The organism is Fictibacillus nanhaiensis, assembly GCF_023715445.1.
GTDB lineage: Bacteria > Bacillota > Bacilli > Bacillales > Fictibacillaceae > Fictibacillus > Fictibacillus nanhaiensis_D.
Genome location: NZ_JAMBOD010000006.1, coordinates 23,383 through 47,372, shown reverse-complemented (window position 1 = coordinate 47,372; position 23,990 = coordinate 23,383). Strand labels below are relative to the sequence as shown.

Sequence of the window (23,990 nt, the reverse complement as noted above, 5' to 3'; positions counted from 1 at the left end):
CTTCAGAAAAAGGTACAGGAATACCGTATCACTACCTATGGGAGGCGATAAAATGGAATTAAGAGATATTATGACTGTAGATATTGAGACGTGTGAACCAAATGCAAAAATTACGGAAGTTGCGGAAAAGATGAAAAGTTTAGGTGTAGGATCTATACCTGTCTATGAAAATGGAGAACTTAAAGGGATTGTCTCAGACCGGGATATCGTTATTCGCTGTGTAGCTGATGGTAATATCGAAGGAATTGCCAGAGATGTTATGACGCTCGATCCTGTAACTGGAACTCCTGAAATGACGGTTGACGAAGCAAAAAAGCTGATGTCTGAATATCAAATCCGCAGGCTTCCTGTTTTGGATAATGGCAAGGTTGTGGGTATTGTTTCATTAGGCGATTTAGCTGTTAAACATGAAGACAACGATAAAGCTGGAGACGCACTTACGGAGATCTCAAAACCTTTATAATGCTAAAAACAAAAAAGGATGCCCCCTGAGTGGCATCTTTTTTCTGCTTTTATTTCGTCTTTTCTTTTCGTTCATCAGTAATATTAGGCGGTTCTTCTTGAGAAGTAATTCCTGAATCATATCCGATTTGTCTTAAGTCTTCTGTATCCGCTACAGTTCCGCCAGCCATTCCTTCGTTTATCATTCTATCAATATCCAGATATAAATCATCTTTTCCTTCATAAGCATTATCTTTGCTGTTCATAATTATCACCTTTCTTTTGTGTAAAGTGAAAAAATATATTGTTGTTTATGTCTTTTGTTATATAATTGAAATTAATGGAATATTTTTAAGTTGTAACCAATTACAGCTTAAGGAAGTGAGGAAGCATACTTTTCATTTGGGCATCTATAAGTATGTGGAGCTAGTGATGCAACCGGCCGGCATGTAGAAGATATTATCTTCTGTTGTGGGCTTTTTTATTTTGTCCCAAAAAACAAGAACAATCACAAAAAATTAGTGGGAAAAGGGGGTTTTAAGGTGTTAAATCATGCAGCATTTGCATCTTCATATGATCGGGGAAATCATTTTGCATATGGTCATTTTAAGAATAAGCATAATGAAAAGGTCCAGCATCTTGAAGCAGTATCTACAGTAAAACCCCAAAAAGAAAAAAGAGAAGATTTTTATGATAAAAGAAATACGAATGAATCTAACCCCTTTAAAACATATTCAAAGAAAGACATAGAAAAAAAGCACCAAGACGCTAAAGAAGCGGAACGGATCTATAACAACTGGAGACATGAATTAGCTGAGAGCTCAGCAGACTTTATACATACCATTAAAAGTGAGTTGGATGAATCTGCTGAAGCAGCTGCAGATTCTTATAGGGAAGAAATGTATGAGTCTTTGGATAAGTTTTTATCTGGTCTGAAAAATGATCTGGAGACTTTATTGGAAAAAGCTCCGCAAGGACAAGTAAAGAAACATATGAAGTCTGCCCACCAATTATTAGAAACTGTACGGGAATTGTTATGGTATCAAATGGAAAAATCCGTTAAGGAACATGACCCTGCTGTCCCTGAAAATCATAACGATAATCCGGGAAACGATATTGAAGCTCCATTGCCAGCTGAGGAATCAAATCCGGTTATTCCAATTCCGCCAGTGACCAACCCGGTGATTACACCCGCTCCGTATCAGGTTTTTTCACCAGGTTCTTTTAAGCTGGAGGTTAGAGTTGGCAGTCTCACTTCTAAAATAACGTTCTCGGATCCTAACAAAAAATCAGAAGGAACCACAATGTTCTATGTGGTGGACGGGTATGGCACACGTAAGGCAGTAGACATTAAATTTTCTAACGAAACAGTGCAGAAACTTTTTGAAGAACGTATGATGGATTCTAAGGTTTATAAAAAAGAAATTTCGCTCGAACGTTTTAATGCGGTATTAAAAAAGATTGAAGCCTATATGAAGGAACTCGCTTCTATTGATCCTGAGCGTTTAAAATCAAAGGTTTATGGTGAAAAAGAAAGCTTGAAACTAAATAACGTGATTGATAAGTTCACAGATCTTTTTTACTCGTTGAGGAAGTAAAACGAAACTTTGAACGCTCATCAGCGTATGAAGAGAATAAGAAGGAATGTAAACGCTCCGTTTAAACAGGGCGTTTTTCACTTTAATCTTTTGCCGGAAAATTGAGGAAAGAGGAGACAAAAAATGAAAAAAACGTTGCTGGCAGCTTTGTTATCTATCACTGTATTAAGTGGTTGTTCTGCAGTGAATGAAGTAACGAACGGTCTGAACTATGTACCTGAAGCCACTGAATATATTAATGATGTACAACAATTTTCAAAAGAAATTTCAGCACTTGCAGAAACGGCAGTAAACGATCCGAAAGCGAAAGCTGAACTTGAACAGATGCTGGAAGAAATGAAAACAGACATTAGTGAGTTTGGGGAATTGACACCACCTTCCGTGTTTGAGGATGTTCATAACCAGGTGATCGAGCACAATAATGCCCTTCAAGAGGGAATAGATAAATATTTAACAATCGTAAAAGATGGGAAACTAAATGCTGATCTGCTCGAACAAACCGGTTTATTGGATGAGATTGCGGTTTATTCAGACCTATTAACACAAATTAAAAAGCTCGGCGAATAATCTAAAAATATAGCAGCTGCGATGTTTGTAGCTGTTTTTTCCTATCCTGGCCATGTATTTTCATATTTTATGTTACAAATCGACTAGATTCGGGAATATGACAATGAGAAAAATGGTGAGGGTGGATAGCATGAATGATTATCATCTTAAGATTGAAGATTACTTGCAGCTGGTAAAAAAAAGATACAAAAACGGAAAGCTGCAGGCAAAGCAATATCGTAAACGAATCGAACTTATTAACTTGTGGCACATTCGCGGTGTTGGTAAGGTACCTAAAGAATAATTTAAGGTAAACCAATTTTATGACGATAAATTGATAAACACGACTAGACTTGGCAGGTGCAGCATGATTTCAATAAACCATACATTCAAACAAGCTGAACATACAAAGTATGATTACATTTTTCATATTGCGTTTGCCGTTCTTCTCTGTTTTTATAGTTTTCTTTTGTTATTTTCCAGCAAGCTGCTGGGTTTTGCGTTTTTTATTCTAGGTATTTTTTTAATAGCGACTACCGTTTGGAAGGGAATCAAAACGGCTCTGTCTATATCGGTAGTAACTATTGTTCTCTGGCTTTTGTTTTATAGCAGAATACACTGGGCAGAAGCATTTCAAGTTTTACCGATACTTTTTTATGATATTTTTCAGGTTATCTTCTTTCTCGGGTTCGGTTTTGGAATTGCTTTATTGTATAGCTTAGCGGTAAAATCAGCTCCTCTTTCAGACTCATTGAGCAGACACACCGTGCATAGTTTGTATTTTCTTTCAGCTATTCTGTTAATGCCTTATACCTTAATCTACGGCTATGGAGCAATAATGAACGGAGAATTCACCGATTTACTATGGGCGGTGTTAATTCTCGTTCTTTGGGGGATTTTATACTTCGTGCAGCTTATTATGCAAGGAAATAAGTTAATGGGTCTCGGACTTTATGCTGTTAACATCGGTATCGTGATTTGGACAATCAACAGATGGATAATGATTTTTTTATAAGAAAAGAGAAGCCGATTTGGCTTCTCTTCTTGTTTTAGTTTCGTCTAAGCTTTGCCAAGAGATGAAGAATCTCAAAATAAAGCCAGACTAATGTTACCATTAAACCGAATGCACCGTACCATTCCATATATTTGGGAACCCGCTGATTAGCCCCATATTCAATAAAGTCAAAATCCAGTACTAAATTCAGCGCCGCTATAACGACAATAAATAAGCTAATGCCAATGCCGATAGGTCCTGTGCTATGAAGGTAGGGAATGCTGATTCCAAAAAATCCTAAGATAAAACTTGTAAGATAGACTAGCATGATCCCTGCAGTAGCAGAGAAAACAATCAATCTGAAATTGTGTGTGACTTTTATGATCCGAAACATATAAGCAAGAAGTAGGGCAAACAATGTTCCAAATGTTAAAGCAACAGCCTGGAGAGTAATCCCATTAAATTGAGATTCAAAGCTTGCGGATATTCCGCCAACTGCCAGTCCTTCCAGTGCTGCGTAAACAGGCGCAAGGAGCGGGGCTGTTCTTGGAACAAAAGCAATAATTAAAGCTGTAATAAGCCCACCAATTAAACCTGTTAAGATTAAATATCCTACAGTATTACCTAAATTATATTGATGCCAAGTATAAAAAGCAGAAGCCATTAAAACTATCAATAAAATCAATGTTTTATACACTGTCCCAGACAGTGTCATCTGTTTGCCGACAGATATTCCTCTGAATTTATCAAAGGTTGTACCTTTCAAAGCAGGATTAGCACTTCTCATATAAAATCCCCCTATTCTCGTTCTTCTCTTTAGCTATACGTTTTTCTGCAGGTAAAGTTTCATTCACACGCTGTTTACTTCTCTTCATTTTAAGGCAAACTTCCTCTTGTATTTTTTTTGAAATTATGGCTCTTTAGGAAATAATGACTAATTTGGACAAAGACCGACAAATATCACACAAATTGGTAGTATTATATAGATGAAAGAAGGGAGGTGAATTTGTGCGAATACCAAACCTTATTATGCAAGGTTTGATCGCGGGTGCCGTCCTTTTTATTCCGGCTGAAGTTTTTGCTGAGAAAGCAGATGCAGAAAAACGTAATGCCACTGCTGAACAAAACAACCAATCGGAACTTAAACAGGATCAAGCAACGGATCATATTCCTAAGCAGGCAGAACGCAAAGAGAATGTGTCAAAACCAGAAGTTTCTGAGGCTAAGCCACAGAAATCTAAAGAAAAAACACGCGTCTCAAACGGTTCTGAAAAAAGTACTGAAGTAAGGCAAACGAACCCTGCAGCTGTGAAAACAGAGTCTCCTCAAAAAAAGGAAAATACGAACGGAATAAAAAAATCAGTTCCTCAAGGACAACTTAAAAAGAATGTTCCAATAAAACAGTCTGTTAAGAAAAAGGCTGAGACATCAAGTTATATACATACAGAAGCACCTAAGAACAAATCAGTGCTGCCTTATATGCTGACAGAGGATCAAAAAGAGAAGAAATCTTTAAAACCGAAGAATAAAGAACAGCTGAAAAAGCTTGTTCCAAAGGTTCCAATTGATATTCCTTCTGAAAAAATCCCTGTTCAGCCAGCATCAAAGGCAATACCAGTAAATGCAGGGCAAACTTCCTCTCATTCCACTTCCGGAAAGGATGTTGGAAATGGAGCTGCAGCATCAGCCAGCTTTAAGGCTAATCTGGTTCTGCCGCTGATCTTTACTGATAGTGAAAAGGTTTCTGTGTATTTTAGCAGAATGGACCTCTTGAGAAGTCAATGGGTGAACGCACCGCCATCAAGACCACCGGAAACTGCTCTTTAATTTTTTATGGAGAAATAGTGATGTAAAAACAACCATTTGAAAAATTAAGGAGCGAATTATAATGAAAAAAGTCAACCGTACATTTGTAAAATCTTTAGTATTTGCTGGAACATTAACTCTTGCGGCAGTTGTAGGAACAGGTGCTGCTGAAGCGGCTGGTCATAATTCGGAGAAAGCGATTGCCGCTCAAAGCGCAAAAGCATCTCACGGGAAAGTACAGGCAAAAGATGAAACATACGTAAAGCCTAGCCAAAAACCTGTAAAAGAAGAAAAACAGGTTAAAGCTTCTAAACCTGTAAAAGCTGAAAAGCCTGCAAAAGCCGAAAAATCAGTTAAAGATAAGAGCCACTCTCAAGGTGCAGAGCATGCAAGTAAAACTGCAAAAAAGCACGCAGCTCCAAACTCAGCTATTCATGCTGTTCCAGCTGAAAAAGAAGAACCAGTTGTAACAGAGCCTGTAACAGAAGAGCCAACTGAGGTTACAGTTCCTGTTGAGGAAGAAGAAACTGAAGTGATCGAAGTTGAAATTCCTGAAGCGGACAGTGATGAGGGTAAAACTGATGAAACTGTAACTGAAGAAAAGGATGCAACCCGCAACGAAGAAGACACGGATGTTGATTCTGATGAAGAAGCTGTAAAAGAAGACGATGATGACTCAGAAACTGAAGAAGTTCAAGAGGAAAATGAAGATAATCCTGTTAAAGAAGAAGAGGAAACAGATGTTATCGCTGACGAAGATGCAGTGAAAGAAGACGAAGATTCTGATGAAGATGAGTCTGAAGATGCAGAAGAAGTAAAAGAAAACAAATCTCTTCAAAACAAGATCAACTCTAATGCGTATGAGCGTTCAAGTGAAAACGCGAAGCTGCACGCTGCACCAAACGCTGCTGTACATGCTAAAGCAACAGAAGAAGTGCCAGCTGAAGAGGAAACAACTGAAGAAACTGCGACTGAAGAAGAAGTAACTGAAGAAGCTCCGGCTACTGAAGAAACAACTGATGAAGTTGTTGAAGAAGAAACAGAAGTAAAAGAAAATAAATCTCTTCAAAACAAGATCAACTCTAATGCGTATGAGCGTTCAAGTGAAAACGCGAAGCTGCACGCTGCACCAAACGCTGCTGTACATGCTACAGCAACAGAAGAAGTGCCAGCTGAAGAGGAAACAACTGAAGAAACTGCGACTGAAGAAGAAGTAACTGAGGAAGCTCCGGCTATTGAAGAAACAACTGATGAAGTTGTTGAAGAAGAAACAGAAGTAAAAGAAAATAAATCTCTTCAAAACAAGATCAACTCTAATGCGTATGAGCGTTCAAGTGAAAATGCGAAGCTGCACGCTGCACCAAACGCTGCGGTACACGCTACAGCAACAGTAGAAGTGCCAGCTGAAGAAGAAACAACTGAAGAAACTACAACAGAAGAAAAAGTAACTGAGGAAGCACCAGCAACTGAAGAAACTACAACAGAAGAAGAAGTAACTGAGGAAGCACCAGCGACTGAAGAAACTGCGATTGAAGAAGAAGTAACTGAGGAAGCACCAGCAACTGAAGAAACTACGACTGAAGAAGAAGTTACTGAAAAAGTTACGGCTCTTTTAAACAAGATCCGTTCTTTGGCAGCTGAGAATGCTAGTGAAAATGCAAAGCTTAACGCAGCTATCAATGCAGCGATTTTAGCAGTTGAAGATGTTTTAGAAGAAAATGCTCCTGAAGTTGTTGAAGTGCCAGCAACTGAAGAAGAAACTGCCGAAGAAACAATTGTAGTTGAAGTAAAATAATTTTTTAAGAAAGCCAGGGCTAAGCTTCCTGGCTTTTTTGTTAGGTGGAAAATGATTTATAAGCCGTAATTTAAATTTATGGGCCGTAATCATAAAGTTTTAGGCCGTAATTTTATTTTATAAAAATTATAGGCCCTAAATGATGATTTATAGGCTTTTCGACAAAACCAGCGCTGTTGACGTGTGTCTTAACAGGCACATATGGAGACAAGCTCTAACCTTCCTGCATATTCTAAACAATAACTATATATTCCAACGTTTTCTTTTAACGGAACAGGGAACTATATTCTTGATGAACTAAGGAGGTGGGTTAGTTGTTAAAAACGGGCGATCGGGCACCTGATTTTACGTTGCCATCCACGCTTCAAAAAGATATTTCTTTAGCGGATTTCAGAGGCAATAAAAATGTACTTGTTGCGTTTTATCCGCTTGACTTCACACCTGGCTGAATTAAGGAAATTACCTCTTGGAAAGAGGATTACCAGCGTTTTAAAGATGCCAATACTGAAGTACTTGCGATAAGTGTGGACCACATCTATTCACACAATGTCTTTTCTGCTAGCCTTGGGACACTTCCTTATCCACTTTTAGCCGACTGGCATAAAAAAGTGACAAAAGCTTTTGGAGTATTGAACGAAGAGAATGGTACTGCGAAACGATCTTGTTTTGTAATCGATCAAGAGGGCATTATTCGTTACTGTAATCATAAGTTTGATGCAAACGAAAGACTTCAATATGAGGAAGTATTTAAAGCTTGCGAAAACTGCGGAAAGGAAGAATAGCGATGGACAAGGAACAAAAATCCAAAAATCAATATGAAGATCCGACAGCTCACGCTGAAAAAGAAATCAATGAATTCTTCTATGATGAAAACCGGGAAGACGATGGTCATCCCACTGACTATATGAACAATGAGATGCCAGCCGTAAATATTGCAAAACCAGATGATGAAAAATAAAGCTGCTGCGGCGGCTTTATTTTTTTGAACTTATAGAAAGTGTAACTTGTTAACTGTATGATCATCGACGAGACCAAAGAAGTTTAGGAAAAGAATATAAGTTCAACTAAGACTGACGGATATGGCTTAGTGTCAAACAAAGTTTTCTTTACTAAAGTACGTACAAAACCCATGAATACGGCTCCAACTGTAAGATGATGTGTTACTATAGAAGAGAAAATATGCTGATATAGGAATAGGAAGGAACCGGCTTAATGATTATTTTTCTTACCGGAGCAACCGGTTTTTTAGGTGGACGCTTAATTCAAAATCTGGCACGTGAAGGACACACATTATTTGTGCTGGCACGCAACTTACAAAAAGCAGAACAACTTCTTCAAAAGACTGCCGATCTTAAAGGCGATATTCATATTATTCAAGGGGATATCACAGATCCTGATCTGGGAATGAACAAGGAAACTGAACAAGTGCTTATAAATAAAATTGATGTGTTTTATCACATGGCTGCACTTGTAAAGTTTGACCTCGATCTTAAAGAAGAACTCTTTCAAATAAATTATACAGGTACAAAACATGCTCTTGAGGCAGCAAAAAAAATAGGTGTTTCTCATTTTTACTATGTGAGTACGGCCTACACGTTAGGAATGGACGAAACGGCAAAAGAAGAACTGCATTCGCTGGACCGTTCATTTAATAATCCTTATGAAGAAAGCAAGTGCAGAGCAGAGCACCTTTGCATGGAATATAAGGAATTCTTCAACGTTACAATTCTAAGACCTGCTATTATTATTGGTGATTCAAAAACAGGCGAAGCAGATTCGAAATTTACGCTTTATGGCTTAATGAGAAGTCTGGAAGTATTTAAGAAAAGATTTCAGAGAAAAGGATTAACAGACCGTGTTTTTCATTTGTTGTGTGAAGAAGGCAGTACGCAGAATCTCGTTCCTGTAGATTATGTAGCTGATGTTTTATCAGACGTGTTGCAAAAAGGCAGAGAAAATCACATCTACCACATTACAAACAGCAAACCGCCGATGAGTGCGGATGTGTTTCAAATCATGAGGGAGAAGGCTGATCTAGAACTTTTCAAGCTTGCTCCTTACGATTATGAACCGAATCTAAATGAAGAAGAAAAGCTTTTAAATAATGTGGTTGAGGTATATAAAAATTACTTGAACCGAAACATTACTTTTGATGATTCTAATACACAAGAACTTCTTGCCATGCTCGGTAAAAAATCTCTCAGAATGGATGAAGAGATGATCAAGAGAATCATAAAGGGCTATCACGACAACTCTGCTATTACAAAATAAATGTAAGCATCTATTTACAAAAAATGCATATACTGGTATAGTGAAGAAAGAAGTAAAATTATTCTAACAAAACCCAAGGAGGGATGTATGATGAGACAACTTAAAGGATTGACTTCAGAGAGTGTATTGTTTCTTGTACAGCCTATTGGGACAATGAAGAATAGCAGATAACGTTTTTGATTTGTAATTTCTGCGATTAAATTTGTCATTTTAACCATGGGCTGTGCATCAGTTCATGGTTTTTTATATGAAGTAAGGGGTATTTGTGCACCTTTTATTCTGTAAAGAACCGTATATTGCGGTTCTTTTTTATTTTTTAAAAATAGACAACATTTATTCGGAGGGTATTACATTGAATTTAAAATCACTAGGTTGGAATCAAACATTTGAAGAGGCTTTTAAAGAATATGAAAATCAATTACTTGTTCCAGGCAGGATCAGTGTAGAGCATAAAGGTTTATATGACGTTCTGACTGAACATGGCGAATTACTTGGAGAAATCACGGGTAAAATCCGATACAACGCTACTGGAAGACACGATTATCCTGCAGTAGGTGACTGGGTTGCTGTTCAAGCTGTTCCCCAGGAAGGGAAAGCCTATATTCACGGCATACTGCCTCGTAAGAGCAAGTTCTCCCGAAAAGCCGCAGGACTTACTACAGAAGAACAGATTGTAGCGACTAACGTAGATACCGTATTTTTAGTAAATGCGTTGAATCAGGACTTTAACCTGCGCCGTCTGGAACGCTATTTATTGATGGCTTGGGAAAGCGGGGCTGTGCCAGTTATTGTTCTGAGTAAAGCAGATCTTTGCGAAGATGTTCAGAAGTACATCGATGAGGTTGAGTCGATAGCTTTTGGAGTACCGACTTTCGCAGTAAGCGCGGAAAACGAAACAGGCCTTGATGCTCTATCTTCTTTTATAAAAGAAGGAGAGACCGTGGCGCTATTGGGCTCTTCTGGTGTCGGGAAATCAACGCTCGCCAATAAGCTTTTTGGTCAGGAAGTACTAAAGACAAACATTATCCGTGAAGAGGATGGAAAAGGAAAACATACGACGACTCACCGTGAGCTGCTCGTACTTGAAAAAGGCGGCATTCTGATTGATACACCGGGAATGCGCGAGCTTCAGCTCTGGGAAGGTGACAATAGCTTAAGTCAAAGCTTTCAGGATATAGAGTCTTTTGCTGAACGTTGCCGGTTCCGTGATTGTACACATAACAATGAGCCAGGATGTGAAGTCAGAAGTGCTATCGAGACCGGAGAACTGAATGATGAGCGCTATAACAGCTATTTAAAGCTTCAGCGTGAACTCGCTTATTTTTCAAGGAAAGAGGATCAAAAGCTGGCACTTGCTGAAAAAGCACGCTGGAAAAAGATCGCTGGTGACCGTACAAGAGTTCATCGAAAATAAAATACAAAATAAACCTCAAGAGGAATTTCCCTTTTGGGGTTTTTTCATAGATAAAAAGGTTTTTTATAGGGAATCATCAAATTAAGAAGAGTAGAGGAGGGATAGGAAGTGGCTCAAACATTTACGATTCAAACACACCAGCGCGACGAAATGTATGAGATTACGAGTTCACTGCAGGCGTATCTTGAGGAACAGCGGGTGGAAGACGGTGTTATGTATGTGTACTGTCCGCATACGACTGCTGGAATAACGATTAATGAGAACGCTGATCCTGATGTTGTGAAAGACATGCTGATGAGACTTGACGAGGTGTATCCGTGGGAACACACAAAGTATCGTCATGCAGAGGGAAATTCAGCTTCTCACTTAAAAGCAAGCACAGTAGGAGCATCACAAGTTATTTTGATACAAAACGGTGAATTGCTCCTAGGAAAATGGCAAGGCATCTATTTTTGTGAATTTGATGGTCCGAGACAGAGGAACTATCAGGTTGAAATTATTTCTAATTAAATCTATCAAAAATCCGCTGACAGGGATGCAGCGGATTTTATTTATTTCTCCTACTAAAGTTCTAGGTGCGGCATTTAAGGAATTTTGTTGAATATTAGGGAAAACTTTTAAATTTAAAATAAAATTTCTATTTTTTAAAAATTTTAGTTGTCTAGAGCCTCGTATTCATGTACTATTTTTTTAAATAGTTGCAATTATCAAAATATTTTAACAAGGGGGATTTTTAGGTGGGGATTAAAAGAGGGTTAAAAGTATTAGCAGCTTCTGCTTTGTCTTTAGGACTTTTAGCAGGCTGTAATGCTTCAGGAGGATCAGGAGGCAGTGGTGGAGGAAGCGGAAAGGTTATTAAAATCGCAACACAAACTCCATTATCAGGAGGAAGTGCAACACTTGGGGAATCTATTAAACTTGGTGCACAGCTTGCTCTTGAAGAAAACAAAAAGAAGTTTGAAGACTTAGGATACAAGCTTCAGCTGCAGCCATATGATGATCAGGCTGACCCTAAAAAAGGTGTAGCAAACGCTCAGCTTATCGGTTCTGATAAATCGATTCTTGGGGTAGTTGGCCACTTAAATTCAGGTGTTTCTATTCCGTCATCTGAAGTCTATGAAAAGTATAAAGTTCCAATGGTCTCTCCGGCTAATACGGCAACGGAAGTAACGGACCGCGGGCTTAAAACAGTAAACCGTATTGTTGCACGTGACGACTTCCAGGGTCCTGCAGGTGCAGACTTTGCGATAAATAAATTAGGAGCTAAGAAGATTTTTGTTATTCAGGATAAGACAGCATACGGAACTGGGCTTGCTGACGCGTTCAAAAAAGCAGCAGAAGATGCTGGGGCTGAAATTCTTGGCTATGAAGGAATAACAGTTGGCGAGAAAGATTTCAATGGAGTACTTACACAAGTTTTATCAAAGAAACCTGACTTAGTATTCTTTGGCGGACTATATACGGAAGGCGGACAGCTAATCCGTCAGGCACGCGATAAAGGAATCTCTATTCCATTCATGGGTGGAGACGGGCTTGATTCTTCAACACTCGTTGAAATTGCGGGTGATGCTGTCGAAAACGTGTATTATACTTCTGTAGCTGCTGATGCCAGCAAAACATCAGAAGGGCAAGACTTCGCTTCTAAATATAAAGAGAAGTTTAATAAGAACGTAGAATCTTATTCTGCTTATGGCTATGATTCAATGAGCGTTCTATTAAAAGGTCTTGAGGCTGCGATTAAAGGCAGTGACGGAGAACTTCCATCCCGTGAAAAAGTAGCGGAAGAAGTTCGTAAAATTCAGGATTTTCAAGGTGTTGTAACAAAAGTCGGATTCGATGACATAGGTGATAACAAGTTCGCAAAAGTTTACATCTACAAATTCAGTGAACCTAAATATCCAGGAGTACAAGAAGGCGAAATCAGTAAGTAAACAGACGTTTACATGAGAGGGAATGACCCTATTGGCCATATCCCTCTTCTTTTTTACATTAACTCCCTAGTTGTGAAAGAGAGGAATATTTATGGTAGCTGAAATTTTACAATCCTTGCCTCAAGTACTTGTAGATGGTTTAGCTCTAGGTGCGATATACGCTGTTATTGCACTCGGGTACACGATGGTTTATGGAATTTTGGAACTGATTAACTTTGCACATGGTGAGATTTTTATGGCGGGTGCTTTTATCGGTGTTGCGATGCTGATCCTTATGACAGGGATGGGCTGGCTTGCTGCTATGCCTGCAGTTCTCGCATTGATTTTAGTGCTTGTTGTAACCTCTATTCTTACAGGATTTATGGGTGTTGGAATAGAACGGATGGCTTATAGGCCTCTGAGGAATGCACCAAAACTCATCACGCTGATTTCTGCGATCGGTGTCTCGTTTTTGCTTCAAGATTTGGTTCGTTTTATTACGGAATACAAAAGAGGCAACTATATCTTAACGGGTCCATCTATGTTTAATGAACAGTTTGCCATTAAATTCTCTAGTATTTCTTCATCATTCAGTGATGCGTTTTTTAAGACTTCAACGATCATCCTTATCATTTCTGTCGTGCTAATGATGATTGGACTGGACTTTTTCGTTAATAAAACAAAATGGGGAATGGCGATGAGAGCTGTTGCACAAGACCGTGAAACAGCATCACTCATGTCAATCAACGTGAACAAAATCATCTCGCTTACCTTCTTTATCGGATCAGCTCTTGGAGGAGCAACGGGTGTACTGTTCGCGGTTCAATACGGGACAATCGATCCTTACATCGGCTTTATTCTGGGATTAAAAGCATTTACAGCAGCTGTACTAGGCGGTATTGGAAATATTCGGGGAGCGATGGCAGGCGGTATTATGCTCGGACTTCTCGAGATGTTTGCTGCAGCTAATCTTCAGCTATTAACTGGCGGTATTTTTGGTGCAGAATACAAAGACGTTTTTGCGTTTGCCATATTGATCATCGTATTGATTTTCAAACCAGAAGGACTGTTTGGCAAAGCAGTTACTGAGAAAGTGTAGGTGAAGATGCGTGCAAAAACTGACAAATAAAATAAAAGGCAACAAGCTGGCACAAATCATTCTGCTCGTGCTTTATGTTTTGGTAACTTCACTGAGCTTATATCTAGCTCAAGCTTCTGTAACAGCATTTCTTCTGCTCTTATTTTCTTTGCTGCTTCTTTACTATACAGAACTGCCGGATCGTTTAAAATGGGTGATTGCAGGAGTCGTGCTGGTTGGTGTCATACCTTTCGTCTCAAGTACAGGACCAGGGTACCAGTCATATATGGAAGTAGCTACGGTGGTAGGAATCTATGTGGCAATGGCACTTGGATTGAACATTGTTGTCGGGCTGGCAGGTCTTTTAGATCTTGGGTTCGTCGCATTCTTTGCCATTGGTGCTTATACGTATGGAATCTTTGCAACAGGCCAGGCCGAAAAATTCATGCCATTTGGTGATTTTCCATTATCAGGTGAAAGCTTTTGGATCTTTATTTTAATCGGCTGTTTTGTCGCGGCACTTTTCGGTGTCCTTTTAGGAATTCCTGTACTGCGTGTAAAAGGTGATTATCTTGCTATCGTAACCCTTGGGTTTGGTGAGATTATCAGGATTGTTTTTAACAACCTTGATAAGCCTGTTAATATCACGAACGGTGCAATGGGGTTGGCATCTGTAAAGCCTCCTGAAATCTTTGGCTATCAATTTGTTTATCCGAATCAGTTTTATTATATCGTTCTTGCAATCTTGCTGTTTGTCATTCTGGCAGTTAGAAGATTTGAGTTTTCAAGAATTGGCCGTTCATGGAAGGCAGTACGAGAAAATGAGATTGCTGCACAATCAATGGGAATCCACCTGGTACGGACAAAACTTTTGGCATTTGCTATTGGTGCATCTTTCTCAGGAATGATGGGAGTAGTTTTTGCGGCGAAGCAAACGTTCGTTGATCCGACGAGTTTTACATTGCTGGAGTCTATTACCATTCTGGTAATGGTTATTTTAGGCGGAATGGGCAGCGTGCCTGGAGTTATATTAGGTGCTGCAGTAATCACGATCCTAAATCTTCAGGTGCTTACAGAAGTAACAAACTATTTGAACCAATTAAGTCTTAACGGTGTGATCAGTTTCCCAGAAGCACTTGCACCAGCTAAAATGCAAAGATTTATTTTTGGCGCCATCTTAATCATATTTGCCATCTATCGCCCTCAAGGATTAATTCCTGCGAAAAATCCTGTGTTCGATGAGGAATCTTTAAAAGAGGGTTCTAAAAAACACAGAAAAGAACAGATTACGGTTGAGCATGATAAAGGATTTCAAGCATAAAGGGGGTGGAAAGAAATGTCTATATTAACAGTAAGTAATTTAACAAAACAATTTGGCGGTCTCGTTGCCGTAAATTCAGTGGATATAACAGTTGAAAAAGGTTCGATCACAGCTGTCATTGGTCCTAATGGAGCAGGCAAAACTACTTTTTTTAACTTAATTACAGGAGTCTATCAGCCTGATAAAGGAAACGTGCAGCTTGGGTCCACTTCCTTAATTGGAAAGAAGCCTCATGAAATTGCGAGACACGGAATAGCAAGAACGTTTCAGAATATCCGCCTTTTCTCAAACATTACTGTTCTTGAAAATGTAATGGTAGGTTTGCATAAACAATTGAATGCCGGAATAGTCGGTACGTTATTTCAAACGAAAAAAGTTCGCGAAGAGGAGAACCGCGCCCAGGAAGAAGCTTACCATTGGCTTGAATATGTAGGTCTCTCTCAGCATCTGAACGAGGATGCTCAAAATCTGTCGTATGGAGCACAGCGACGGCTGGAGATTGCCCGTGCACTTGCAACAAAACCGAAACTATTGCTGCTCGATGAGCCAGCTGCCGGGATGAATCCTAGGGAAACAAGGGAATTAACAGAATTTATACACCGTATGAGAGAAGATCTCGATGTCACTATCGTATTAATTGAACATGATATGAAATTGGTTATGGAAATTTCAGAACAAATCTTTGTTTTGGACCACGGGGAAAAAATAGCAGAAGGAAAACCTGCCGAAATCCGCAACAATGTAAAAGTGATTGAAGCTTATCTTGGAAAAAGTGCCGTAACGCCAGCGTAAAGGAGGAGAACGATGAGTATTTTGCAATTAAATGATGTAAATACATTTTACGGTGGTATTCATGCGCTAAAAGGAATCAGCATCTCTGTTGAAAAAGGCGAAATCGTTACATTAATCGGATCTAACGGTGCAGGAAAATCCACTACGCTTAAAACGATAAGCGGACAAGTAATGCCGAAAACAGGTACTGTTACTTATGAGGGAAAAGATATCTCAAAGCAGCCTGCCCACGTGACAGCACAAACAGGGATTGCCCATGTTCCGGAGGGAAGAAGGATCTTTCCGAGATTAACCGTAAAAGAGAACCTTGAGATGGGTGCTTTTATCGTTAAAGACAAAAAAATCGTAAAGGAACGAATGGAAAGAGTTTTTCAATATTTTCCTCGTCTTCAGGAACGGTTAAGCCAAAAAGGAGGGACCATGAGCGGCGGGGAACAGCAGATGCTCGCGATTGGTCGTGCCTTGATGTCACAGCCACGTCTGCTGCTGCTGGATGAACCATCAATGGGATTAGCTCCAGTAATTGTGGAACAAATTTTTGATATCATAAGAGATTTGAATAAAGAAGGAATGACGATCCTTTTAGTAGAACAAAATGCCTTTCAGGCTCTCCAGATTGCCCATAGGGGTTATGTGATCCAAACGGGAGAAATCGTAATGGCTGGCCAAGGAAATGAATTAATCACAAATGAACAAGTTCGTGAAGCATACCTCGCGTAATTGCTGCATAAGAAAACCAGGCGGAAACAAGCCCGGTTTTTCTTTTTGCTTCAGATTACTCTTTAAAAATGGATAAGAATGTTATACTTTATAAGGAAGAAAGAAAGGGGTATGATCATGATCAAGGTACTCTTTGTTTGTTTAGGCAACATATGCCGTTCTCCAATGGCTGAGGCTGTATTTCGGGATTTAGTTAAAAAAGAAGGACTGGAGAACAAAATTTCAATAGACTCTGCAGGGACGGGCAACTGGCATGTGGGCGAACCCCCGCATGAAGGAACACGAAATATTTTAACAAAAAATGAAATCTCATTTGTAGGACAAAAAGCACGCCAAATCAAAACCAACGATTTGACGCAATATGATTATATAATTGGAATGGATGCTGAGAATATCGGAAACATGCATAAGATGGCAGGGCAATCCAAGACAGGCTTGATTGCAAGATTAATGGACTTTGTGCCGGAAAATGAATTTGAAGATGTACCGGATCCGTACTTTACAGGAAATTTCCATGAAGTTTATGAACTGGTATCAGCGGGTTGTGAAAGATTGCTGATTGAGATTAAATAGAGAATCGCTTTAATTGGAGGATATAAAAATGGGTGAGATCAGGCAATTATCGTTAGAACATGAGGTCCGTGAAGCTTTTCCTGTCATGAACCAGCTGCGTACACATCTTTCAGAAGACTTATTTTATGAACTTTTTCTTAAAATGCAAAATGAAGGCTACACGCTGTTTGCGAATTATCATAATGAAAAAATTGTGGCACTTGCCGGATTTGCTATTTTAACGAATTTTTATGATGGAAAACATGTTTACTTATACGATCTCATAACGGATCAAGATGAACGTTCCAAAGGCTATGGTGAAGAATTATTAGCATTTTTGGAGTCATTTGCAGTACAGAATAACTGCAATTGTGTTGCATTAAGCTCTAACGTAAACCGTTTGGACGCTCACCGGTTTTATGAAGAAAAAATGCATTATGAAAAACCGAGCTTTGTGTTTAAAAAGAGGTTTTAAGCAGGTTGGAGAACTGTAAAAAATGAGCGCGCATAAAAGTCCGTGAACGCGCATAAATCTCCATAAACACGCATAAAACCTGCAGTTACCATTAAAAAAGCTGACCCATTAAGATCAATTGATCTTCTGGGGCAGCTTTCTTTTTTAATGTTATGTTCTTTTTTGGTTCTAATTAAGCACGGCTACGCATGCTGCGCATAATCCAGCTCACAATAAGTACAACGACGATAGCTCCGATGATTGCAGGAATAATTGCAAATCCGGCAACAGTTGGACCCCAGTCTCCTAACAGCAATCCGCCTAACCATGCACCAACAAAACCAGCGATGATGTTACCGATGATTCCACCTGGTACGTCACGCCCTGTTAAAAGTCCTGCTAACCAACCGATGATTCCTCCAATTATAAGTGCCCATAATAAACTCATTTAAAATTCCTCCTTTTTTTGTGTGTTGTAATATGGAATTATTCTTAAGTTACCCATTATAAAAAAATATAAACTTCTGCGAAAAAAGTTTTTATCACTATAAGGAAAGGGAATGATATAGGAAATAAACAACTATGCAAGGGGGGAGAGAACCAGTGACTTTATGGCACATTCTTAAACACATGAAGGCAAAAGCCTTTGGGATTGAGTTCATGCACGGTTTTAAAAGAGGGGATGTTACTGGGCTTGCAGCTCAGCTTGCTTATTATTTTCTTTTATCTTTGTTTCCATTTTTAATTTTCTTATTGACTCTGGGTGCTTTCTTTATTGAACCTGCTGATGCGCTGGATCTGCTTGAACACTTTGTACCAGCAGAAGCAATGGATTCAGTCAGGGAAAACTTATTGGCGGTGCTTGAAGGCAGAAGCGGCGGTCTCCTTTCGATCGGGATTTTAGCAACAATCTGGTCAGCCTCCAATGCGATTAACGCCGTAATTAAAACATTGAATGAAGCATATGGCGTGGAAGAATGCAGAGGCTTTGTTAAGACAAGGCTGTTAGCAATCTTTTTAACATTTGGCGTTATTTTTGCATTTATTGTTGCTTTAGTCTTCCCCGTTTTTGGTAAAATGCTCGGGAACGCTGCATTTTCTTATTTAGGTTTGAGTGAGGAGTTTTTAACAATCTGGTCTGTTCTTCGCTGGCTGATCAGTTTCTTCCTTATAGCAACAGTTGTCTCGGTAGTGTACTACATGGCCCCATGCAAAAAATTAAAATACAGTGAAATTTGGTATGGTTCTCTTGTTGCCACGTTTTTATGGCAAATGGTTTCTTTAGGATTCGCTTTTTACGTTGATCACTTTGGGAACTACTCGCAAACGTACGGAAGCATTGGAGCTATAATCGTCTTGATGCTTTGGTTTTATTTAACGGGAATCGTACTGCTATCCGGCGGCGTTCTCAACGCTACATTTCATAAATATAAGATTGATTTTGCCAAGAAAAGGGGCTTGTTAAGGGCAGAATCCTAGGGAAAGCTAATACTACCTTAATTTAAGGAGGTATTATTTTATGGGAAAAAGCAATAAACAAAATACCAATCATAGCAAGAACAACAAAAATGAAAGTAAACACAAAACAAGCAGCAGTGCAAATAAAAAGAACAACTTTCATTAACAAGTAAAAGCTGTCCGGTTACGGGCGGCTTTTTTTTCTTTATTGCGAAAACTTTAAAGCAAATTCACGATTGTGTTATAATATTTTCCGTTGTGTTTTTAGGCAGAAAGGGAGGGAGATAAGATGGAAGAACTTATACTCTCATTAATAGAGTTTTTAAAACAATTTTCTTATTTTGGACTGATCATCGCACTTACATTTGAATTTGTTCCGGCGGAGCTTGTTTTGCCGCTCGCGGGATTTTGGGTATATGAAGGAGATATGAATTATTGGCTTGCCGTGTTTGCAGGAACACTCGGGGGTACATTTGGACCTTTAACGCTTTATGCACTCGGCAGATATGGAGGAAGACCTTTTCTGCTCAAGTACGGAAAGTATGTATTTATTAAGGAAAAAGAAATTGATGCAGCCGATCGTTTCTTTGGAAAATATGGAGCTGGAGTTGCTTTTTTCGGACGTTTTCTTCCCGGAGTCCGTACAACGATCTCTGTTCCATGCGGCATGGCAAAAATGAACGTTTGGGTCTTTTCGATATACACCTTCTTAGCCATGTTTCCGATAACCGCTTTTTATATTTATCTTGGAAAACAATTTGGTCCACAATGGAAAGATGTTGGCGCCAAGGCAGAAGAATAACATGTTTCCGGTTGCTGGAATCATTATTACAACCATTCTTTTATTCATTGTTGTAAAAAAGGTGCGAAAAAAAATCACCGTGTAACTTGAGTGGAGAGATTCTGTGTCTTTTACCTGTATCTCCTAAGACCTTTGCGTGTTACACTTAGAAAGGCACTTATGGGAATTTTTGAAATAAAGGCAGGAGAAAGGCAATATGAAAAAAGTTAGAATTGTATTAAGCGTTTTAGGTGCACTTATATTTATCTTGTACATGGCCGTTCTTATCAAAGCCACACTTTTCTCATTTAATGAGTACGTATATGGAAAATCAGCAAACCTTGTTTTGTTTGACAGTATACGGCTGATGTGGAGAAGCGGAGATTATTGGCTTATCTTTAAGAATATCATTGGCAATATTATATTGTTTTTACCCCTTGGTTTATTACTGCCTTTAATTTTTCGTGTGTTTAATTCATGGCGCATCATGTTTGTTGTCGGATTTGGAACAAGCTTCCTTATTGAAGTGCTGCAATACGAATACGCAAAACGAATCTTTGATATTGATGACATATTATTAAATGGATTAGGAGCAATAACCGGCTTATTCATATATAAATTTTTTGCACTTATCTTTCGTCTTATGGAAAAACCCTTTACTGGAAAAAAGAGAAAAAAATAAAACCGGGCTGCTTGCCCGGTTTTATTTTTTTGTTAATTGATAAGCGTCCAATCTCTATGTCAGTTTTGTTTTTGTGGTACTCAAGTATTGGAATACTATCCGTTCTTCAAAACTTCATTTCCTCGACCTTCTCGCTATCTGAATCAACAAGTTATTTTGTTTCTTTTCCTAGTACACGATTAACACGCTTTGTCAGCATTTTCATTCCGTCTCCGCCAGCTTGGTAATGACGAAGTTTTCCTTCTGCATCAAATACATAATAGGCAGGAACATATTCGTTTTCAAATACATCTGTTAACGCATGGTCATTGTCTACAAAAATCGGCTGTGTGATATCATGTTCTGCAGCAACTTCTTTTATCTGTGTAATATCAAGATCTTTTTCAGAACGAGGCATATGTACTGCAATAACGTTCAGCTCATCTTTGTAATCATCACGGAACTGATTAATACTTGGCATTGCCTCTTTACATAAACCGCAGCTTACTGACCAGAAATGAATAAGCGTTGGTTTATCACCAACTAGGTCGCTTTTTGAAACTTCACCATTAATCCACTCTGTAGCGCCGTTTAGTTCAGGCATGTCTGAACGTAATCTCATCATAAAAATCTACTCCTTATCATTCAAAATAGTATGAGTATCGTTAATTCTAGTTTAAAGATTGCCCACTCAAAGTCAAAATTCCTGCTTTCATAATATGGGTAAAATACAAAAAATTATTTAACTCAGGCTGTTTTTGTTTGTACTTCAGCAGCAGTCTGGTTTTTCATAAACATGATCGGCACACAAAGTACAAACAGCATTCCGCATATAGCAAATACGAAAGCACCGCCTTCGAACCAGCTTATAAAACTACCGCCGATCAGCGGTCCAGCCATGCTTCCCATGCTAAAGCTGATACCTGCTAAAATATTTCCTGCAGGAAGGTGGTATTTCGGAAGCAGATCACTCATATATGCAATACCAAGAGAGAACATGGAACCAACAAACATACCTGACATAAAGAATAGTGCTAGGAGTATCCAGAATGAGTGCATCGTCCAATACGTTGCTAAAAATGAAAAGAAACCAGAAACAAAAGAGAAAATTAGAATTGGTTTTCTCCCATATTTGTCACTTAATACTCCTAAAGGAAGCTGGAAAACAAGACTTCCTAATACAAAGGCAGGCAATAGTACAGCAACCCAATCAAGGCTTATGCCGTTACGAAGCGCGAAAACAGGGAATGAACCGTGAAGAGTAGCTTCTAAAAATCCATAACCAAACGGAGGAAGCAATGATACCCATGCTATTTTAAAGACATCTTTATAACGCGAAAGAGCGGTAACACCAGCCGTTCGTGCTGATTCCGTTTCAGGTTTTTCATTCCGGATGGATGTCATTAATAAAAAGGATATCAAACAAAGAATTGCTGCAAGCCAGAATGGCAGGTTTTCGTTTACTTCAAGAATTTTTGTCATTAACGGGCCTATTCCGAAGCCTGCACCAAAAGCAATTCCGTATAGTGAAATATTCCGACCTCTCTTGCTCTCGGGGCTATTAGAAGTTATCCAGGTTTGAGTTGAAAAATGCAGCATATGATCGCCAATGCCGATAAGGAGTCTCAATACAAACCAAAACCAAAATACTTTCCAAAGCGGGAATAATGAAAAACATAATATTACAGCCAATAGACCCGTCAAGATTAACGGTTTATAGCCGAATTTGCGCAATGGTTTTTCTATAAACGGAGAAGCGATCAAAATTCCAATATATAGGGCAGTGGCATGAAAACCGTTTAAAGAAGCTGAGGTTCCGTTCTGTTCAAAAATAACAGCAATCAAGGGCAATAACATTCCTTGTGCGAAACCAGAAATAAAAACAATGCTGACTAAAACAGAGAATCTATAAGTTGAAAGCTGCATGAGCATCTCCTTTTCAAAACAAACTAAAACCATTGTACAATGGATGCAGCTAAAAGTTGAATAAAAACTTTTCCAAAGGTGTGAGTACAATGGAATTTAAAATGACCGAAATTGGTTTTGAAACAACTGTAGAATACGGTACCTTGCAGATCAGCGGCAATGAAGAACATGGTTTTCGGCCTTTTCAGCTGCTTGTATCCTCTGTAGCAGTTTGCAGCGGGGGTGTTTTAAGAAAAGTGTTAGAACGTATGAGATTGCCATATGAAAACATTGAGGTTCAGGCGAAAGTGACTCGCAATGAAAAAGAAGCAAACAGAGTGTCAGCCATCCACCTTCATTTCATAATAAAAGGGAATGAACTTCCGGATGAAAAAATAAATAAAGCATTAGCAGTAACCCGTAAAAATTGTTCCATGGTACAGTCTGTTAAAGACAGCATTCATATAACAGAGAGCTTTGAAATACTACAGGCATAAAAAACGGCCAGCCCCGATTCTTTTTTAGAATCGGGGTATTTTTATTTCCAACAATACCCCAGTGAAAGAGGGGCGTGTATGCGGATAAATTTTATCTGATAGAAAAAAATAGGGGTAAAGGAGGATATTATGAGACAAAGAATTTTTATTATCATATTTGTTATGCTTTTTGCTTTGACTAACCAGGCTTTTGCAGCTGAAAAAACCACAGGAAAACAGGCTGAAAAAACAGCAGAAAAAGCAGCTGAAAAGAGTGTTAAAAAAGCAGACATTAAAGTTCCTGGTTCAGTGCTTAGCATATCAAAAGAAAATACGTATCCAAACTCAGCGCAAGATCTTCCATACCTGGAGCCGAGCAAGCTGGCAAAGGCAATGCTAATGACATCTGATGTTCCTATCACGAATCCAGATTTAATCAGGCTTTTGAACGAATCAAGCATCAATGCATCAAAAGTGGCATTCTGGTATCGTGCGAAAATTTACTTAGGACAGTGGCCGCTTTCTTATCAATCAACGGAGACTACAGTAAACTGGGAGCATCAGCAAATTAATTTAAACCGCCTGGATAACAGAGGCGCAAAGTCGGTTGCGAAATTATATTACAACCAGACCGCTCATAAAAAAGTCAGCGGAGGTTTAACAGCGTCAATTCCTAATAGTGAGGCAGTTCAAAAAATGATGCTTATTGCAGCAGCTGAAAAATCAAAACTGCCGCTTGCGTTTCAGACAGCTGTAGGAGCAGGAACAAAAAAGCCAAATGTTTACCACGTTTCTCCAAAGCAGGTCGGATACTTGTATAGTTATGTTCCAGCAGTTAATGAAAGAGGCAGAGTTACTTACGGAGAGGTCTACATTGTTCTAAAAGGCGGTAAAAGACAAATCGTTATTCAAAACGTTACACAACAGGGTATTGGAGCATGGATTCCAATCCAAGACCATGTATCATTCCGTTTCCATACAAGTAATATGTAAAAAAGGACAGCGTCTAGATGGCTG

General features: G+C 38.9%; 28 protein-coding genes, 1 pseudogene and 1 riboswitch. Of the genes and pseudogenes, 24 read left to right on the top strand and 5 right to left on the bottom strand.

Translation table 11 applies throughout. The annotated features are described in order from the left end of the window. The first annotated feature begins 52 nt into the window (after nt 1-52). Nucleotides 53-463: a CBS domain-containing protein gene (locus M3196_RS15575; protein WP_251323238.1), complete on the top strand. Its 411-nt coding sequence runs from the start codon at nt 53-55 to the stop codon at nt 461-463. 49 nt (nt 464-512) lie between these two features. Here M3196_RS15575 and M3196_RS15570 read toward each other — a convergent pair whose 3' ends face one another. Next, entirely contained in the window at nt 513-707 is a 195-nt protein-coding gene (locus M3196_RS15570) for a hypothetical protein (RefSeq protein ID WP_251323237.1), read from the bottom strand. Between the two features lie 103 nt (nt 708-810). Next, a riboswitch (cyclic di-GMP riboswitch) is annotated at nt 811-894 on the top strand. Between the two features lie 89 nt (nt 895-983). Between M3196_RS15570 and M3196_RS15565 the strand changes: the two genes are divergently transcribed. The 4 genes from M3196_RS15565 (at nt 984) to M3196_RS15550 (ending at nt 3,600) form a co-directional block, all read left to right on the top strand. Then, the gene (locus M3196_RS15565; protein ID WP_251323236.1) at nt 984-2,039 is read left to right on the top strand and encodes a hypothetical protein; all 1,056 of its coding nucleotides are present in this window, start codon (nt 984-986) and stop codon (nt 2,037-2,039) included. A gap of 123 nt (nt 2,040-2,162) precedes the next feature. Further along, nucleotides 2,163-2,606, top strand: a complete 444-nt coding sequence (locus M3196_RS15560; protein ID WP_251323235.1) for a DUF6376 family protein — start codon at nt 2,163-2,165, stop codon at nt 2,604-2,606. Nucleotides 2,607-2,736: 130 nt separating this feature from the next. Continuing rightward, nucleotides 2,737-2,889, top strand: coding sequence for a hypothetical protein (locus tag M3196_RS15555; protein ID WP_251323234.1), 153 nt, complete (start codon nt 2,737-2,739; stop codon nt 2,887-2,889). 63 nt (nt 2,890-2,952) lie between these two features. Then, nucleotides 2,953-3,600 (top strand): hypothetical protein, encoded by a 648-nt coding sequence (locus tag M3196_RS15550; protein WP_251323233.1) that lies wholly within the window; start codon nt 2,953-2,955, stop codon nt 3,598-3,600. Between the two features lie 34 nt (nt 3,601-3,634). On the opposite strand, the gene M3196_RS15545 is transcribed toward M3196_RS15550, so the two are convergent. Further along, nucleotides 3,635-4,366: a Bax inhibitor-1/YccA family protein gene (locus M3196_RS15545; RefSeq protein ID WP_251323232.1), complete on the bottom strand. Its 732-nt coding sequence runs from the start codon at nt 4,364-4,366 to the stop codon at nt 3,635-3,637. Nucleotides 4,367-4,587: 221 nt separating this feature from the next. Between M3196_RS15545 and M3196_RS15540 the strand changes: the two genes are divergently transcribed. The 14 genes from M3196_RS15540 (at nt 4,588) to M3196_RS15475 (ending at nt 17,713) form a co-directional block, all read left to right on the top strand. Beyond that, a complete protein-coding gene (locus tag M3196_RS15540) occupies nt 4,588-5,406 on the top strand; it encodes a hypothetical protein (RefSeq protein ID WP_251323231.1) in 819 nt (272 codons plus the stop codon). A gap of 61 nt (nt 5,407-5,467) precedes the next feature. After that, nucleotides 5,468-7,180 carry a hypothetical protein gene (locus tag M3196_RS15535; RefSeq protein WP_251323230.1) on the top strand — a complete coding sequence of 571 codons (1,713 nt, stop codon included), beginning with the start codon at nt 5,468-5,470 and terminating at the stop codon, nt 7,178-7,180. Between the two features lie 314 nt (nt 7,181-7,494). Further along, a complete protein-coding gene (locus M3196_RS15530) occupies nt 7,495-7,962 on the top strand; it encodes a redoxin domain-containing protein (protein WP_276531399.1) in 468 nt (155 codons plus the stop codon). 2 nt (nt 7,963-7,964) lie between these two features. Further along, the gene (locus tag M3196_RS15525) at nt 7,965-8,138 is read left to right on the top strand and encodes a hypothetical protein (protein ID WP_251323229.1); all 174 of its coding nucleotides are present in this window, start codon (nt 7,965-7,967) and stop codon (nt 8,136-8,138) included. 254 nt (nt 8,139-8,392) lie between these two features. After that, entirely contained in the window at nt 8,393-9,451 is a 1,059-nt protein-coding gene (locus tag M3196_RS15520; protein ID WP_251323228.1) for an SDR family oxidoreductase, read from the top strand. 352 nt (nt 9,452-9,803) lie between these two features. Beyond that, the gene (rsgA, locus tag M3196_RS15515) at nt 9,804-10,865 is read left to right on the top strand and encodes a ribosome small subunit-dependent GTPase A (protein WP_251323227.1); all 1,062 of its coding nucleotides are present in this window, start codon (nt 9,804-9,806) and stop codon (nt 10,863-10,865) included. A gap of 108 nt (nt 10,866-10,973) precedes the next feature. Next, the gene (locus M3196_RS15510; protein ID WP_251323226.1) at nt 10,974-11,375 is read left to right on the top strand and encodes a secondary thiamine-phosphate synthase enzyme YjbQ; all 402 of its coding nucleotides are present in this window, start codon (nt 10,974-10,976) and stop codon (nt 11,373-11,375) included. A 227-nt stretch (nt 11,376-11,602) separates the two neighbouring features. Further along, a complete protein-coding gene (locus tag M3196_RS15505; RefSeq protein WP_251323225.1) occupies nt 11,603-12,796 on the top strand; it encodes a branched-chain amino acid ABC transporter substrate-binding protein in 1,194 nt (397 codons plus the stop codon). Nucleotides 12,797-12,887: 91 nt separating this feature from the next. Further along, on the top strand, nt 12,888-13,874 hold the full coding sequence (locus M3196_RS15500; protein WP_251323224.1) for a branched-chain amino acid ABC transporter permease: 987 nt from the start codon (nt 12,888-12,890) through the stop codon (nt 13,872-13,874). Nucleotides 13,875-13,884: 10 nt separating this feature from the next. Further along, nucleotides 13,885-15,174, top strand: coding sequence for a branched-chain amino acid ABC transporter permease (locus M3196_RS15495; RefSeq protein ID WP_251323223.1), 1,290 nt, complete (start codon nt 13,885-13,887; stop codon nt 15,172-15,174). Between the two features lie 15 nt (nt 15,175-15,189). Continuing rightward, nucleotides 15,190-15,966 (top strand): ABC transporter ATP-binding protein, encoded by a 777-nt coding sequence (locus M3196_RS15490; RefSeq protein ID WP_251323222.1) that lies wholly within the window; start codon nt 15,190-15,192, stop codon nt 15,964-15,966. A 12-nt stretch (nt 15,967-15,978) separates the two neighbouring features. Further along, nucleotides 15,979-16,686 carry an ABC transporter ATP-binding protein gene (locus M3196_RS15485; RefSeq protein ID WP_251323221.1) on the top strand — a complete coding sequence of 236 codons (708 nt, stop codon included), beginning with the start codon at nt 15,979-15,981 and terminating at the stop codon, nt 16,684-16,686. Between the two features lie 117 nt (nt 16,687-16,803). Continuing rightward, nucleotides 16,804-17,259, top strand: a complete 456-nt coding sequence (locus M3196_RS15480) for a low molecular weight protein-tyrosine-phosphatase (RefSeq protein WP_251323220.1) — start codon at nt 16,804-16,806, stop codon at nt 17,257-17,259. Between the two features lie 28 nt (nt 17,260-17,287). Further along, nucleotides 17,288-17,713, top strand: a complete 426-nt coding sequence (locus tag M3196_RS15475; RefSeq protein ID WP_251323219.1) for a GNAT family N-acetyltransferase — start codon at nt 17,288-17,290, stop codon at nt 17,711-17,713. Nucleotides 17,714-17,885: 172 nt separating this feature from the next. Here M3196_RS15475 and M3196_RS15470 read toward each other — a convergent pair whose 3' ends face one another. After that, on the bottom strand, nt 17,886-18,140 hold the full coding sequence (locus M3196_RS15470; protein ID WP_066286139.1) for a GlsB/YeaQ/YmgE family stress response membrane protein: 255 nt from the start codon (nt 18,138-18,140) through the stop codon (nt 17,886-17,888). A gap of 155 nt (nt 18,141-18,295) precedes the next feature. On the opposite strand from M3196_RS15470, the gene M3196_RS15465 reads away from it, so the two are divergent. From M3196_RS15465 to M3196_RS15455, 3 genes and pseudogenes are all read left to right on the top strand, one after another. Then, entirely contained in the window at nt 18,296-19,171 is an 876-nt protein-coding gene (locus M3196_RS15465; RefSeq protein WP_251323218.1) for a YihY/virulence factor BrkB family protein, read from the top strand. Between the two features lie 268 nt (nt 19,172-19,439). Beyond that, nucleotides 19,440-19,926, top strand: a pseudogene (locus M3196_RS15460) (DedA family protein); the annotation flags it as partial. A gap of 222 nt (nt 19,927-20,148) precedes the next feature. After that, nucleotides 20,149-20,613, top strand: a complete 465-nt coding sequence (locus M3196_RS15455) for a VanZ family protein (protein ID WP_251323217.1) — start codon at nt 20,149-20,151, stop codon at nt 20,611-20,613. 151 nt (nt 20,614-20,764) lie between these two features. Here the strand turns inward: M3196_RS15455 and M3196_RS15450 are convergent, their stop codons facing one another. Both M3196_RS15450 and M3196_RS15445 read right to left on the bottom strand, forming a co-directional pair. Next, nucleotides 20,765-21,214, bottom strand: a complete 450-nt coding sequence (locus M3196_RS15450) for a TlpA disulfide reductase family protein (protein ID WP_251323395.1) — start codon at nt 21,212-21,214, stop codon at nt 20,765-20,767. Between the two features lie 125 nt (nt 21,215-21,339). Beyond that, on the bottom strand, nt 21,340-22,518 hold the full coding sequence (locus M3196_RS15445) for an MFS transporter (protein ID WP_251323216.1): 1,179 nt from the start codon (nt 22,516-22,518) through the stop codon (nt 21,340-21,342). A gap of 89 nt (nt 22,519-22,607) precedes the next feature. Between M3196_RS15445 and M3196_RS15440 the strand changes: the two genes are divergently transcribed. Together M3196_RS15440 and M3196_RS15435 are read left to right on the top strand one after the other, a co-directional pair. Continuing rightward, the gene (locus M3196_RS15440) at nt 22,608-22,994 is read left to right on the top strand and encodes an OsmC family protein (protein ID WP_251323215.1); all 387 of its coding nucleotides are present in this window, start codon (nt 22,608-22,610) and stop codon (nt 22,992-22,994) included. Between the two features lie 129 nt (nt 22,995-23,123). After that, nucleotides 23,124-23,966 carry a YfkD famly protein gene (locus M3196_RS15435; RefSeq protein ID WP_251323214.1) on the top strand — a complete coding sequence of 281 codons (843 nt, stop codon included), beginning with the start codon at nt 23,124-23,126 and terminating at the stop codon, nt 23,964-23,966. The last annotated feature ends 24 nt before the right edge of the window (nt 23,967-23,990 follow it).